At 59.6% G+C, this 12,926-nt stretch carries 14 protein-coding genes, 4 tRNA genes and 1 pseudogene; 9 read left to right on the forward strand and 10 right to left on the reverse strand.

Going from position 1 to position 12,926, the window contains the following annotated elements:
- Positions 1–226: 226 nt before the first annotated feature.
- A complete protein-coding gene (locus tag BT116_RS18010) occupies positions 227–580 on the reverse strand; it encodes a BON domain-containing protein (RefSeq protein WP_063324333.1) in 354 nt (117 codons plus the stop codon).
- Positions 581–899: 319 nt separating this feature from the next.
- Positions 900–1,331: a pilin gene (locus BT116_RS18015; RefSeq protein ID WP_072346086.1), complete on the reverse strand. Its 432-nt coding sequence runs from the start codon at positions 1,329–1,331 to the stop codon at positions 900–902.
- 224 nt (positions 1,332–1,555) lie between these two features.
- Here BT116_RS18015 and pilB point away from each other — a divergent pair, with 224 nt between their 5' ends.
- The 5 genes from pilB to yacG are packed head-to-tail and all read left to right on the forward strand — an operon-like array spanning position 1,556 to position 6,167.
- Positions 1,556–3,256 carry a type IV-A pilus assembly ATPase PilB gene (gene pilB / locus BT116_RS18020; RefSeq protein WP_072346088.1) on the forward strand — a complete coding sequence of 567 codons (1,701 nt, stop codon included), beginning with the start codon at positions 1,556–1,558 and terminating at the stop codon, positions 3,254–3,256.
- A gap of 2 nt (positions 3,257–3,258) precedes the next feature.
- Complete coding sequence (locus BT116_RS18025; RefSeq protein WP_072346090.1) at positions 3,259–4,476, forward strand: type II secretion system F family protein; 1,218 nt, start codon at positions 3,259–3,261, stop codon at positions 4,474–4,476.
- 1 nt (position 4,477) lies between these two features.
- Complete coding sequence (locus tag BT116_RS18030) at positions 4,478–5,347, forward strand: prepilin peptidase (RefSeq protein WP_072346093.1); 870 nt, start codon at positions 4,478–4,480, stop codon at positions 5,345–5,347.
- Positions 5,347–5,970 carry a dephospho-CoA kinase gene (coaE, locus tag BT116_RS18035; RefSeq protein WP_072346095.1) on the forward strand — a complete coding sequence of 208 codons (624 nt, stop codon included), beginning with the start codon at positions 5,347–5,349 and terminating at the stop codon, positions 5,968–5,970. The genes BT116_RS18030 and coaE overlap by 1 nt, the downstream gene beginning before the upstream one ends.
- Positions 5,967–6,167, forward strand: coding sequence for a DNA gyrase inhibitor YacG (gene yacG, locus BT116_RS18040; protein ID WP_072346097.1), 201 nt, complete (start codon positions 5,967–5,969; stop codon positions 6,165–6,167). The genes coaE and yacG overlap by 4 nt, the downstream gene beginning before the upstream one ends.
- A gap of 202 nt (positions 6,168–6,369) precedes the next feature.
- Here yacG and BT116_RS18045 read toward each other — a convergent pair whose 3' ends face one another.
- A complete protein-coding gene (locus tag BT116_RS18045) occupies positions 6,370–6,585 on the reverse strand; it encodes a hypothetical protein (RefSeq protein ID WP_072346099.1) in 216 nt (71 codons plus the stop codon).
- A gap of 63 nt (positions 6,586–6,648) precedes the next feature.
- Positions 6,649–7,335, reverse strand: coding sequence for an energy-coupling factor ABC transporter permease (locus BT116_RS18050; RefSeq protein WP_072346101.1), 687 nt, complete (start codon positions 7,333–7,335; stop codon positions 6,649–6,651).
- A gap of 229 nt (positions 7,336–7,564) precedes the next feature.
- Between BT116_RS18050 and BT116_RS18055 the strand changes: the two genes are divergently transcribed.
- The 4 genes from BT116_RS18055 to BT116_RS18070 all read left to right on the forward strand — a co-directional run bounded on the left by BT116_RS18055 (position 7,565) and on the right by BT116_RS18070 (position 10,309).
- Positions 7,565–8,191, forward strand: coding sequence for a DUF1780 domain-containing protein (locus tag BT116_RS18055; protein ID WP_003205682.1), 627 nt, complete (start codon positions 7,565–7,567; stop codon positions 8,189–8,191).
- Positions 8,188–8,715, forward strand: a complete 528-nt coding sequence (locus BT116_RS18060) for an MOSC domain-containing protein (RefSeq protein WP_072346103.1) — start codon at positions 8,188–8,190, stop codon at positions 8,713–8,715. The genes BT116_RS18055 and BT116_RS18060 overlap by 4 nt, the downstream gene beginning before the upstream one ends.
- A gap of 52 nt (positions 8,716–8,767) precedes the next feature.
- Positions 8,768–8,941: a DUF3094 domain-containing protein gene (locus BT116_RS18065; RefSeq protein ID WP_003205686.1), complete on the forward strand. Its 174-nt coding sequence runs from the start codon at positions 8,768–8,770 to the stop codon at positions 8,939–8,941.
- Positions 8,942–9,010: 69 nt separating this feature from the next.
- A complete protein-coding gene (locus BT116_RS18070) occupies positions 9,011–10,309 on the forward strand; it encodes an NAD(P)/FAD-dependent oxidoreductase (RefSeq protein ID WP_072346105.1) in 1,299 nt (432 codons plus the stop codon).
- A gap of 139 nt (positions 10,310–10,448) precedes the next feature.
- Here the strand turns inward: BT116_RS18070 and BT116_RS31880 are convergent, their stop codons facing one another.
- From BT116_RS31880 to BT116_RS18095, 6 genes and pseudogenes are all read right to left on the reverse strand, one after another.
- Positions 10,449–11,312 (reverse strand): methyl-accepting chemotaxis protein, encoded by an 864-nt coding sequence (locus BT116_RS31880; RefSeq protein WP_371856180.1) that lies wholly within the window; start codon positions 11,310–11,312, stop codon positions 10,449–10,451.
- Positions 11,304–12,074, reverse strand: a pseudogene (locus tag BT116_RS31885) (MCP four helix bundle domain-containing protein); the annotation flags it as partial. The pseudogene BT116_RS31885 and the gene BT116_RS31880, both read right to left, overlap by 9 nt.
- Before the next feature lie 150 nt (positions 12,075–12,224).
- Positions 12,225–12,301, reverse strand: a tRNA-Pro gene (locus BT116_RS18080).
- A gap of 93 nt (positions 12,302–12,394) precedes the next feature.
- Positions 12,395–12,470, reverse strand: a tRNA-Lys gene (locus BT116_RS18085).
- A gap of 5 nt (positions 12,471–12,475) precedes the next feature.
- A tRNA-Pro gene (locus BT116_RS18090) sits at positions 12,476–12,552 on the reverse strand.
- A gap of 7 nt (positions 12,553–12,559) precedes the next feature.
- Positions 12,560–12,635: transfer RNA gene (locus BT116_RS18095), tRNA-Asn, on the reverse strand.
- Between the last annotated feature and the right edge of the window lie 291 nt (positions 12,636–12,926).

Raw genomic sequence — 12,926 nt, forward strand, 5'->3', positions numbered from 1 at the left:
GCGAGCTTGCTCGCGATGGCGGCAACTCGATCCTACAGACTCATCGACAACCGCTGCCCCCCCAAATTGGTCCACCCCATAATAGAACAGGCCCCCGCCACGAATGCCGGGGGCCTGTAATGGCCACGTCCGTTGTGGCCTTTCGCATGAACTCCAAAGCGACGGCAAACGTATATCCTGGCCCGCTTGCCGCGCCTTCTCCCAGCCCAGGCGAGAAGTCTTAGCCTTATTCGGCTTTCAGGCCGTCAGCCGATACGGCCTTGACGCCTTTGATTTTCTTGGCGATCGCCACAGCGGTGTCTTTTTGTGCCTCAGTGACTTTGGTCATCGAAGACAGGGACACAACACCTTTGTTGGTTTCGACTTTGATATCAGTGCCTGGAATGCCTTTTTCGGTGACCAGGTCAGCTTTGACCTTGGTGGTGATCCAGGTATCGGAAACGTCCTCTTTGGCCTCTGTCACTTCGCCTGCAGCCAGCATCATTGGCGCCTGAGTTGCTTGAGTGGTCTCGGCGAATGCGCTAGCCATGGTCAGGGTCAGAGCGGTAGCAGCGGCGGCAGTGATAGCGAACTTCTTCATACGAGTAACTCCTGTTTTTCTCAGAAACTGCCGGGGTGATGCATTCCGGCAGGGTTAACAGGAGTAGTGCGAAGGCTGTGCCAGCTTTGAAAAAATTATAAATTTCTTATAAATCAGCAAGTTAAGCGAAACGGTGATTTTCGTGATCATGCAAAATGCATGAAGCGGTGATTCTGGACATGCAACTTGCGGGTTTTGGCCGAATTCTAAGCTTATGAATTGCGAAGGGTTTTTCAGTAAAGCCCGAGCTCGTTCCCGCCAAAGCTTCCAACAGCCATAAAAAAGGGCCGCTGCGCAGCCCAGATCAAGTTCGAATTCATTAACCTCCGGTAGGAGCCGCAGCGCCACCGGTACAGCCGGCCGGCAGGAATTCCTGAGCGGCGGTTGATCCGCAGGTCCAAACCCCTTGAGCTGAACGCGTAAGGGTGATCGCTTTACCCAGTACAGGAGAGGGCGCATTCAACAGGGTACATGCAATGGTGCCCGTCCCTGCCGACGCAGTACCTGAAGCGGTCAAGTTACAGTTGCTGGTGGGTGTCGTTCCGCCAATATTCTCCAGCGATGGGTTGGTACCTTGGTTCATCACGTCCTCAAACGGCACTTTCAACGCAGAGATCTCCGCCAACCCCGCCGTCGCCTTCGCCCGCGCCTGATACTTCGAATATTGCGGCAACGCAAACGTCGCCAGGATGCCGATGATCGCCACGACGATCAGCAGCTCGATCAAAGTGAAGCCACTCTGCTTATTCATAGACATCTCCCATGCATGAGTCGAAATCTCATGACCTGAAATAGCCATTGCAGGGCACATGCCAACCCTCAAGCCTCATCAATAAGGGGGGTTGAACCGGCACAACGGCGACGTCCTACCTCAACAACCGCACTATCTGACGTTTTTTGTCACCCTGCCCCGCTGGTTTGGCGTCGATGCTTGACTAGGCTATAAGTCATGAACTGTCCGCCCTCGGTATTCCCATGAATGACATTCCCCTCAGCGGTCTGGCCAAGCAACTGGTGCTGGCCGAACTGATCACCGAGCAAAATGCTCATCAGGCGTACCAACAGGCCCAGCGCAGTCGCATGCCCTTGGTCAGTTACCTGGTGCAAAACAAACTGGTCCAGAGCCGTCAGGTGGCGGAAATCGCCTCGGAGCATTTTGGCGTCGCCCTGCTGGACCTCAGCAGCCTGGAGAAAGACACCCAACCCACGGGGCTGGTCAGTGAAAAACTGGTGCGCCAACATCATGCCCTGCCACTGTGGCGACGCGGCAACAAGTTGTTCGTGGGCATTTCCGACCCGACCAATCACCAGGCCATCAATGACATCCAGTTCAGTACCGGCCTGACCACCGAAGCCATCCTGGTGGAGGACGACAAGCTCAGTGACGCCATCGAAAAGTTTTTCGAATCCAGCAGTACAGGCCTGGAAGGCATGGGCGATGTCGATCTCGATGGCCTGGACATCGAGTCGATCGACGATTCCAAGCAGGACGCCATCAGCGGTCAAGACACCGACGACGCGCCGGTGGTGCGCTTCGTCAACAAGATGCTGCTGGACGCGATCAAGGGCGGCTCTTCCGACCTGCACTTCGAACCCTACGAAAAAATCTACCGGGTGCGGGTGCGCACCGACGGCATACTGCGGGAAGTAGCCAAGCCACCGATCCAATTGGCCAACCGTATCGCCGCCCGCCTGAAAGTCATGGCCAGCCTCGATATCTCCGAACGGCGCAAACCCCAGGACGGACGGCTGAAAATGCGTCTGTCGAAAACCAAGTCCATCGATTTCCGGGTCAACACCCTGCCCACGCTCTGGGGCGAAAAAGTGGTAATCCGGATCCTTGACCCCTCCAGCGCGCAAATGGGCATCGATGCCCTGGGCTACGAACCGGACCAGAAAGACCTGTACATGGCCGCCCTCAAGCAACCGCAAGGGCTGATCCTGGTGACCGGTCCGACCGGCTCGGGCAAGACCGTGTCGCTCTACACCGGGCTGAATATCCTCAACACCGTGGACATCAACATTTCCACCGCCGAAGACCCGGTGGAAATCAACATGGAAGGCATCAACCAGGTCAACGTGAATCCGCGCCAGGGGCTGGATTTCGCCCAGGCCCTGCGCTCGTTCCTGCGCCAGGACCCGGACGTGATCATGGTCGGCGAGATCCGCGACCTGGAAACCGCCGAGATCGCCATCAAGGCCGCCCAGACCGGGCACCTGGTGCTCTCCACCCTGCACACCAACAGCGCCGCCGAAACCCTGATCCGCCTGCAGAACATGGGCATTCCGGGGTTCAACATCGCCACCGCCGTGCACCTGATCATTGCCCAGCGGCTGGCGCGCAAGCTGTGCAGTCACTGCAAGAAAGCCATCGATATTCCCGAGGAAACCTTGCTCAAGGAAGGTTTCCCTCGGGAACGCATCGGCACATTCACGATCTATGAGCCGGTCGGTTGCGAACAGTGCAACAACGGTTACAAAGGGCGCGTGGGAGTTTACGAAGTGGTCAAGAACACGCCCGAGCTGCAACGGTTGATCATGGCCGAGGGCAACTCGCTGGAAATCGATCTGCAAATGCGCAAGGACGGTTTCAATGACCTGCGCACGTCGGGGCTGCTCAAAGTGATGCAGGGCGTCACCAGCCTCGAAGAAATCAACCGGGTCACCAAGGATTGAACATGGCGGTCAAGGCAGTCAAAACCGATGTTTACACTTGGGAAGGCAAGGACCGCAAAGGCACAAAAATGAGTGGCGAGCTGACGGGCCAGAGCCCGGCGCTGGTCAAGGCACAGCTGCGCAAACAAGGCATCAACCCGCAGAAGGTGCGCAAGAAATCCACCTCGATATTCAGCAAGGGCAAGCGCATCAAGCCACTGGATATCGCCCTCTTCACCCGCCAGATGGCCACGATGCTCAAGGCTGGCGTGCCACTGCTGCAGGCGTTCGACATCATTGGCGAAGGCTTCGACAACCCCAACATGCGCAAGCTGGTGGACGAGGTGAAGCAGGAAGTCGCCGCCGGCAACAGCTTCGCCGCGGCGCTGCGCAAGTGCCCGCAATATTTCGACGAGCTGTACTGCAACCTGGTGGATGCCGGCGAACAGGCCGGTGCCCTGGACACCCTGCTGGACCGGGTCGCGACCTACAAGGAAAAGAGCGAAGCGCTCAAGGCCAAGATCAAGAAAGCCATGACCTACCCGGCGGCCGTGGTCCTCGTTGCCGCAGTGGTCACGGGGATCCTCCTGGTCAAGGTCGTGCCGCAGTTCGAGTCGGTATTCTCCGGGTTCGGTGCGCAATTGCCAGCCTTCACGGTGATGGTCATCGGCCTGTCGGAAATCATGCAGCAATGGTGGTGGATAATGCTTGGCGGGGTGGTGGGGGCGTTTTTTGGCGTGAAGTACGCGCTCAGGCGTTCGGAGCGCTTTCGCGACTGGCGCGACAAATGGCTGCTCAAGCTGCCGCTGATAGGCACCTTGCTGTACAAATCCGCCGTGGCCCGCTACGCCCGCACGCTTTCCACCACCTTCGCCGCCGGCGTGCCGCTGGTGGAGGCCCTGGACTCGGTGTCTGGCGCCACCGGCAACGTGGTGTTCAAACATGCCGTGCAGCGCATCAAGCAGGAGGTCTCGACCGGCATGCAGTTGAATTTTTCCATGCGTGCCTCAGGGATCTTTCCGAACCTGGCGGTCCAGATGACCGCCATCGGCGAGGAATCCGGTGCGCTGGACGACATGCTCGACAAGGTGGCGAGCTTTTATGAGGCCGAGGTGGACAATCTGGTGGACAACCTCACCAGCCTGATGGAACCCTTCATCATGGTGGTCCTGGGGGTGGTCGTCGGTGGCCTAGTGGTTGCCATGTACCTGCCCATCTTTCAACTCGGCTCTGCGATCTGACATGCCCCTGAGCGAATTCTTCGTGCTGTATCCCCTGGCTTTCGTGCTCGTTGCAGCACTGCTCGGCCTGATCATAGGCAGCTTCCTCAACGTGCTGGTGTGGCGCTTGCCGAAAATGCTCAACCGCGAATGGCGCCTGCAGGCTCACGACCTGCTGGGCCTGCCGGCCGAAACCCCGGGCCCGGTCTACAATCTGATGCTGCCCCACTCCCAGTGCCCGCACTGCGGCCATCGCATCCGCGCCTGGGAAAACATTCCGCTGCTCAGCTACCTGATGCTGCGCGGCCGCTGTTCGAGCTGCGCCGCGCCCATCGGCAAGCGTTACCCCCTGACCGAATTGGCTTGCGCCGCGTTATCGGCGTTCGTCGCCTGGCATTTCGGCTTTGGCTGGCACGCCGTGATGGTGATGGTCTTGACCTGGGGCCTGCTGGGCATGAGTCTGATCGACGCCGAGCATCAATTGCTGCCCGATTCCCTGGTGCTGCCGCTGTTGTGGCTGGGCTTGATCATCAACAGCTTCGGACTCTTCGTGCCCTTGAACCAGGCGATGTGGGGCGCGGTGGCCGGCTATCTGGCGCTGTGGTCGCTGTTCTGGGTGTTCAAGCTGATCACCGGCAAGGAAGGCATGGGCTACGGGGATTTCAAGCTGCTGGCGATGCTCGGCGCCTGGGGTGGCTGGCAGATCCTGCCGCTGACACTGCTGCTGTCGTCGCTGGTGGGCGCCGTTGTCGGGGTGATTGTACTGCGCTTGCGCGATGCTCCCGAGTCGACGCAGATTCCCTTTGGACCTTATCTGGCCATTGCCGGCTGGATTGCCTTGCTCTGGGGTGGTCAAATAACCGACTTCTATTGGCAGTCTGTCGGTTTTTAATGAATACCTCAGTGAAAAAGCCCTGGATTCTCGGCCTGACCGGTGGCATCGGCAGCGGCAAGAGCGCGGCGGCGCAGCATTTCATCGACCTGGGCGTGCATGTCATCGACGCCGATCATGCGGCGCGCTGGGTGGTCGAGCCCGGACGCCCGGCGCTGGCGAAAATCGCCGAACACTTCGGTCCCGGCGTATTGCAGGCCGACGGCGCCCTGGACCGGGCGACGTTGCGCAAGCTGATCTTCGAGAATGCCGATGAGCGCCGCTGGCTCGAGGCGCTGCTGCATCCGCTGATCGCCGAGGAAATCGCCCATCATCTGGCCCAGGCACAATCGCCCTATGCGATCCTGGTATCACCGCTGCTGATCGAGTCAGGGCAGTACGCCATGACCCAGCGGATCCTGGTGATCGATGCGCCGGAACAGCTGCAGATCGAACGTACATTGCAGCGCGACCAGACCAGCGAACAGCAGGTCCAGGCGATTCTCAAGGCCCAGTCCAGCCGCCAGGATCGCCTGAGCCATGCCGACGACGTGGTGGTCAATGATCGCGACCTCGCCTGGCTGCACAGCGAGGTCGAGCGCCTGCATCACTTTTACCTTACTTTGCGTGGAGGCCAATCATGAGCCAGACCCCAACCGTTGATTGCCCAACCTGTGGCGCCCCTGTGGAATGGACACCGGAGAGCAAATTCCGACCGTTCTGCTCTGACCGCTGCAAACTGATCGACCTCGGCGCCTGGGCCTCGGAAGAACACAAGATCCCGGTCAGCCCCGACGCCGAGGACGAGCTGTTCAGCGAAGACTTCGAGCCCCGGCATTAAGGTAGTGTCGCTCACTCAGGAAAAATCTGAGTCATTGTGGCGAGGGGATTTATCCCCGCTGGGCTGCGCAGCAGCCCCAAAAAGCTGAATGCAGTCGATCTGAAACACCACAGTGTCAGGTTTCAGGGCTACTACGCAGCCCAGCGGGGATAAATCCCCTCGCCACAGAGTCATCGTTTTCTTGGATGTACAGCATTCGCCATTAAGGCCGCATGAAACAGTAGTCCTGTTCATCGTCGAGGTTTTCCGCCAGGAAACTCAACTCATCGGCCAGGTCTTCAGGGCTGCGCACTGTCTTGCTCTGTTGCACGATCGCACTGAGCAAGGCGCGCAGGCTCAAGCCTGGGTCAAAACCGATCTCCATTGCGGCATCGTGGCTACGCCTGATCTCTTGTCTGGCCCACTCATAAACACTCATGGTTGTGCTCCTGGAAATTTTCCAAAGCATGAATGGCGTGTGGTGGGGCAGCCTTGACGTGAATCAAGGCTTGTCATCATCGTTCCACGGAGCCGACAGGTAGCGCGTGCGGTTGAAGGTCTCCAGCCATTCGGGACTGAACACCACCAATGCACTGATCACCATGCCGTTGATAAAGGCCTCGGGAAAAATGATCAACCAGAGGTAGCCGACAAAATCTTCCAGCCAGTAAGGCATGGCGAATATGCCGTCGTACCACAGCAGGCCAAGCCCCAGCAGCAGGCATGCCAGCGCCGAAAGCGCGGCGGCGAGAAACCCCGAACAGAAGATATACACGAACAGATTGCGCGGCTGGGCGCGCTCCACCAGGATCGCGCAGCACTCGGTGACCAGCACCGGCAAAAGGATCAGCAGCACACCGTTGACCCCTACCGCTGCCATGTCCTGGCGGCCCAGCAGCACCAGCGCCATCTGCGCGCACAGGCCACCGAGGATCGCCAATGGCCAGTCCAGCAATAGCGTCACGGCAGTCATGCCGATGAAATGATACGAGACACCCGTATCGAAATCCCGGCGCACCAGCCACAGCATGAACAACGCCAGCACTGTGCCGAATAGCAGATGCTGGCGACGGCTGTCGGTGAACAGCTCGACCCACGGTGCCCGAAACACCGCCCAAGCCAAGGCAGGCAGAAAAATCAGCCAGCCGCCCGCCAGCGTCTGCGGGGAGAGCAGTTCGGCACCGATCATGGGACTACTCCTTTCGCTTGCCCTTGCCTCAAACAGGCTGTTGTGGCGAGGGAGCTTGCTCCCGCTCGGTTGCGCAGCGACCGCAAAATCTTGGGGCCGCTTCGCAGCCCAACGGGAGCAAGCTCCCTCGCCACGGTATTTCAAACCAGCAGTCTACACCCCGCCCATAACGTCTATTAATCCACGCAACGCTTTCAGCTTGTCGCAATTGAACGCTAAGCTTGGGCTCATGGATGACTCCGATTACTTACGCCTGCTGACCATCGCGGCCGAGCAAGCCAACGCCTTTCTCTCCAATGCCCGCAAATGGGAGCGTGAGCGTTGGGTTTGCCAGCGTCTGCTGCAAGGGCTGAACGTACCTTATCGCGCCGACGAGTTCGCGCCGGCCGGCGAGCCGCCGGACGTGTTGTTTCGCGATGCCAATTTCGAAGTGTTTTTCGTGCTCGACGAGGGTCGACGCCTCAATGACGAATGGCGCGATGAACTGCAACGTCGCCGCAGCGCCTTCTCCCTGAGCCAGCTGGTACGTCGCGAGGCCAAGCCGCGGCGGATTCCGGCCAATGAGTTCCTGATGCGGCTGGCCCCGACCCTTCGCAAGAAAGCTCACAACTACACCGAACGCGGCATGGACCTGGGTGACCTGGACATCATCGCCTTCGCCAGCCTCAAGCGCGAAGTGCTGGACCTCAACAGTCACTTCCCACCGCCGACCGAATACCTGCGCCAGGGCTGGCGCTCGCTGTCACTGGTGGGGCCGACGTTTGCCCGGGTGCTGTTCGCCCACCCCGACGCGCCGGACTTCCTGCGCAGCAACCTGGGTCGCAGCATTGTGTTCGATGTCGGGATCAGCCTGTGAGCCCACTGCAGGAACTGATTGCCGCTGTGCCCCAGCAGGGCCGCGTACGCTGGATTGGCGTACGACCTCAGGGCCATGCGCCCATGATCGAACTGGACGCCGTGGAGGCCCGCCTGGAGGCTGGGCTGACCGGCGATCACGCTCGCCCCGGCGTGCGCAATGCGCGGCAAGTGACGCTGATCCAATGGGAGCACCTGGCCGTGATCGGCTCGCTGATGGGCCGTCCCGAGGACCGGCCCGTGCTGCCACAGGAGCTGCGACGCAATATTGTGGTCAGCGGCATCAATCTGTTCAGCCTCAAGGGCCGGCGCTTTCGCATTGGCCAAGCCATTTTTGAAACCACCGGCTGGTGCCAGCCTTGTGCCCGATTGGAGCGAAACCTCGGCGAAGGTACGTTCCAGGCCGTACGCGGCCATGGCGGAATCACCGCCCGGGTGTTAAAAAGTGGAATCATTCGCCTGGACGACAGCCTGATCGTCGAACCCGTTCCGGCGAGCGGCTACGCTGCTTTCAATGCCGGCTAGCCGGACGCTGTAACGTCTTCACATTTCGCAACGTCTACCTGACGAGGCCTTTATGACCAGCCGCCTGAACCCAGAAGACCAGAAGCATGTCGAAGAGTACCTGCAACTGTCCCAGCACCGAGTCGAGCGCCGGCCTTTCCGGCCGTGGATGCTCCTGGTGGTGGTACTGGCCGTGACCATCGGCCTGGGCCTGTTGAGCCGACTGATCAGTTACCTGACGCTATGAGCCGCCCAGTCACACTGCCGCTCGCTCGGGTAACGGCACCGATTTCCTTTAGCCTTGCGAGATATCCCCATGACTCATCGTATTGTCATCGTTGGCGGCGGCGCCGGCGGTCTGGAGTTGGCTACCCGTCTGGGTAAGACTCTGGGCAAGCGCGGCACGGCCAGTGTGATGCTGGTCGACGCGAACCTGACCCACATCTGGAAACCGCTGCTGCACGAAGTGGCCGCAGGCTCCTTGAACTCCTCCGAAGACGAACTAAACTATGTCGCCCAGGCAAAATGGAACCACTTCGAGTTCCAGCTCGGGCGCATGAGTGGCCTGGATCGCGAGCGCAAGAGAATCCAACTGGCCGCCACCTACGATGAGGCGGGCGTCGAGCTATTGCCGGCCCGGGAACTGGGCTACGACACGCTGGTGATTGCCGTCGGCAGTACCACCAATGACTTCGGCACCGAAGGCGCAGCACAGCATTGCCTGTTCCTAGATACCCGCAAACAGGCCGAGCGCTTCCATCAGCAACTGCTTCATCACTATCTGCGCGCCCACGCCGGGCAAACCGATATCGTCGAGCGCATCAGCGTCGCCATTGTCGGAGCCGGTGCGACCGGGGTCGAACTGGCGGCCGAGCTGCATAATGCCGCCCACGAACTGCACGCCTACGGCCTGGACCGGATCAAACCGGAGAACATGCACATCACGCTGATCGAAGCGGGCCCACGCGTCTTGCCAGCCCTGCCGGAACGTATCGGCGGACCGGTGCACAAGACCCTGGAGAAACTCGGCGTCAACGTCATGACCGACGCCGCCGTCAGCCAAGTGACCGCCGACAGCCTGATTACGGCAGATGGCAAAGTGATCGACGCGAGCCTGAAAGTCTGGGCCGCCGGGATTCGCGCCCCGGACTTCCTCAAGGACATCGACGGGCTGGAGACCAACCGGATCAATCAGCTGCAAGTGCTGCCTACGTTGCAGACCAGCCGCGACGAGAACATCTTTGCCTTCGGCGACTGCGCCGCCTGCCCGCAACCCGGCAGCGAGCGCAACGTCCCGCCCCGCGCCCAGGCCGCGCACCAGCAGGCCTCGCTGCTGGCCAAGTCCTTGAAACTGCGAATCGAAGGCAAGGCCCTGCCCGAATACAAATACACCGACTACGGCTCGCTGATCTCGTTGTCGCGGTTCTCGGCAGTGGGCAACCTGATGGGCAACCTGACTGGCAGCGTGATGCTCGAAGGGTGGCTGGCGCGGATGTTCTACGTTTCGCTCTACCGCATGCACCAGATGGCACTGTACGGCATGTTCCGCACGGCCATGCTGATGCTGGGCAGCAAGATCGGACGCGGGACCGAGCCACGGCTGAAGTTGCACTGAGACCTTACTGATGATCGTTCCCACGCTCTGCGTGGGAATGCAGCCCGGGACGCTCCGCGTCCTTTGTGACGCAGAGCGTCACTGGATTCACTCCCATGCAGAGCCTGGGAGCGATCATCCCTTCATGTCCCCTCAATAATCAAACCTGAAACCGCTGCACCATCGTGCGCAACGAATTGGCCAGTTGCGACAACTCATGGCTGGACGCACTGGTCTGGTCCGCGCCGGAAGCCGAACGCACCGACAAATCACGAATGTTCACCAGGTTGCGATCCACCTCGCGGGCCACTTGTGCCTGCTCTTCGGCGGCGCTGGCAATCACCAGGTTGCGTTCATGGATTTCATTGACCGACGCCGTGATGGTCTGCAACGCCTCCCCCGCTCGCTCCGCCATGGCCAGGGTGCTGGCAGCACGGGTGGAACTCGCTTGCATAGAATCCAGCGCCTGGGTGGCACCGCTGCGCATGCCCTGGACCATTTGCTCGATTTCCTGGGTCGATTGCTGCGTGCGATAAGCCAGCGCCCGCACCTCATCGGCCACCACTGCAAACCCACGCCCGCTCTCACCCGCCCGGGCCGCTTCGATGGCCGCGTTGAGGGCCAGCAGGTTGGTCTGCTCGGCGATGGCGCGGATCACGTCCAGCACCTTGCCGATATCCTGCGATTGGTTGGCCAGGGATTGCACCAGGCCGCCAGTCACTTGCACGTCGCTGGCGAGGGCGCCGATGGCGTCGACCGTGTCGCTGACCCGCTGTTGCCCAAGGGACGCCGACTCACTGGACTGACGCGTTGCATCGGAGGTGGAAACCGCATTGCGCGCGACTTCTTCCACGGCGGTGGTCATCTCGGTGACGGCCGTGGCGGCCTGTTCAATTTCGTTATTCTGCTGTTGCAGGCTGTGGGTACTGTCGAGGGTGACGGCGTTCAGCTCATCGGCGGCGGTCGCCAACTGTGCAGCCGAGCCGCTGATGCCCTGCAGGGTTTCACGCAAGTTCTGCTGCATGGTCGCCAGCGCCTTGAGCAAGCGGCTCACTTCGTCGCTGCCGTGGGTCTCGATTGGCCGGGTCAGGTCACCCCGGGCGACGTTCTCCGCAGCATTGAGCGCCTCACCCAAGGGTTTGACGATACTGCGCGTGAGCAGCATGGCCAGGGCCACCGTGGCCAGGGCGGCGAGCACAACGAACAGGCTGACGATCATCCGGGAATTGGCGTAGTGCTCCTGGGACTTCTGACTCTCGATGGACACTTGCTTGGAGAACAGCTCCGCCAGGTCGTTGAGCTGTTTGCCGGAACCGTCCACCACGGTCTTCATGTCCACCAGCAGCAGCTTGATCAGCTCGTCCCGACGCCCTTGCTCTGCCAGGGTGAAGGATTGGGCAATACCGGTACGATAAGCGGCGAAGGTTTGCTTGAACTGGTCATAAAGCGCCTTGCCTTCAGGCGTCACGACGAGCTTTTCGTAGGCCGCGATTTTTTCGCCCAGCTCCTTGTCGCGCGTATCCATCTGCCCGCGATACACCGCAATATTCTTCGGGTCCTGGTCCAGGGCCATGCGCAGGGAAATGGTGCGGATCCGCAGCATCCACTCGCGGATCTCATCACCGCCGCGAATGCTCGGCAGCCACTGGGTTTCCACCGCAACTTCACTGTCACGAATACTCGACATCTGTCCCAGCGCGAACACCCCAAGCAGCGCCACCAGCACGGCGATCAAGGCAAAACCCAACGCGGCACGAGGGGCGATATTCAGCTGACGAAGAACCATAGGAATGCCTTTTTTATTGTTGGCCTGAAGTGGGGCCAGGCCCCTGTCAGCGGGTTATCGGCACGTTGTACGATGTCTTAAGTCCAATCCACTTTATCGCACGCAAAAAAAAAAAAATCCCCGTATCTTTCGATACGAGGATTTTCAATATGGTCGGGGTAAGGGGATTCGAACTCCTGACATCCTGCTCCCAAAGCAGGCGCGCTACCGGACTGCGCTATACCCCGGTAAAAAAAAGGCGACCTTCGCAAGTCGCCTTCTCGATCAGCGCTTTTGGCCTCTGATCTTAAGATTCGATTCCAGCGAACTGGTTTCAAAAATGGTGGGTCGTGTGGGATTCGAACCTACGACCAATTGGTTAAAAGCCAACTGCTCTACCAACTGAGCTAACGACCCAAAAATGGTCGGGGTAAGGGGATTCGAACTCCTGACATCCTGCTCCCAAAGCAGGCGCGCTACCGGACTGCGCTATACCCCGATTGAAATGGCTCCGTGACCAGGACTCGAACCTGGGACCCAATGATTAACAGTCATTTGCTCTACCGACTGAGCTATCACGGAACTGATATTTCAAGTTACAACGTTGAAGCTAGCTTCAACCTCTTCTACCCTTACGCATCGCTGCGTTCGTGTGTCTGAGGCGCGCTATTCTACAATCTTCAAAACCTCTGTCAACCCCTTAAATTGCTTTCAAGACAATGATTTGCAACTTATTTTGGATTCCTTCTCAGCGAGAAGTAACCCTTGGGGTGACTGACTGCGGGGCGCACTTTACAAGCCTTTTCCTTTGAGTTCAACGGCCTGATGAAAAAAATGGCGCTTGGAAGCGAGCCCTCCCATAAAGCAGGAAAA

This window comes from Pseudomonas sp. NFACC16-2, from assembly GCF_900119205.1.
In the GTDB taxonomy this organism is placed as follows: domain Bacteria; phylum Pseudomonadota; class Gammaproteobacteria; order Pseudomonadales; family Pseudomonadaceae; genus Aquipseudomonas; species Aquipseudomonas fluorescens_Q.

What these genes read in the sequence shown, in the direction of transcription:
- BT116_RS18055 (WP_003205682.1), top strand. Translation starts at nt 7,565, where the DNA reads ATGGATGACTCCGATTACTTACGCCTGCTGACCATCGCGGCCGAGCAA.
- BT116_RS18045 (WP_072346099.1), bottom strand. Translation starts at nt 6,585, where the DNA reads ATGAGTGTTTATGAGTGGGCCAGACAAGAGATCAGGCGTAGCCACGAT.
- pilB (WP_072346088.1), top strand. Translation starts at nt 1,556, where the DNA reads ATGAATGACATTCCCCTCAGCGGTCTGGCCAAGCAACTGGTGCTGGCC.
- coaE (WP_072346095.1), top strand. Translation starts at nt 5,347, where the DNA reads ATGAATACCTCAGTGAAAAAGCCCTGGATTCTCGGCCTGACCGGTGGC.
- BT116_RS18030 (WP_072346093.1), top strand. Translation starts at nt 4,478, where the DNA reads ATGCCCCTGAGCGAATTCTTCGTGCTGTATCCCCTGGCTTTCGTGCTC.
- BT116_RS18065 (WP_003205686.1), top strand. Translation starts at nt 8,768, where the DNA reads ATGACCAGCCGCCTGAACCCAGAAGACCAGAAGCATGTCGAAGAGTAC.
- BT116_RS18025 (WP_072346090.1), top strand. Translation starts at nt 3,259, where the DNA reads ATGGCGGTCAAGGCAGTCAAAACCGATGTTTACACTTGGGAAGGCAAG.
- BT116_RS18015 (WP_072346086.1), bottom strand. Translation starts at nt 1,331, where the DNA reads ATGAATAAGCAGAGTGGCTTCACTTTGATCGAGCTGCTGATCGTCGTG.
- BT116_RS18010 (WP_063324333.1), bottom strand. Translation starts at nt 580, where the DNA reads ATGAAGAAGTTCGCTATCACTGCCGCCGCTGCTACCGCTCTGACCCTG.
- BT116_RS18050 (WP_072346101.1), bottom strand. Translation starts at nt 7,335, where the DNA reads ATGATCGGTGCCGAACTGCTCTCCCCGCAGACGCTGGCGGGCGGCTGG.
- BT116_RS18070 (WP_072346105.1), top strand. Translation starts at nt 9,011, where the DNA reads ATGACTCATCGTATTGTCATCGTTGGCGGCGGCGCCGGCGGTCTGGAG.
- BT116_RS31880 (WP_371856180.1), bottom strand. Translation starts at nt 11,312, where the DNA reads ATGCAGCAGAACTTGCGTGAAACCCTGCAGGGCATCAGCGGCTCGGCT.
- yacG (WP_072346097.1), top strand. Translation starts at nt 5,967, where the DNA reads ATGAGCCAGACCCCAACCGTTGATTGCCCAACCTGTGGCGCCCCTGTG.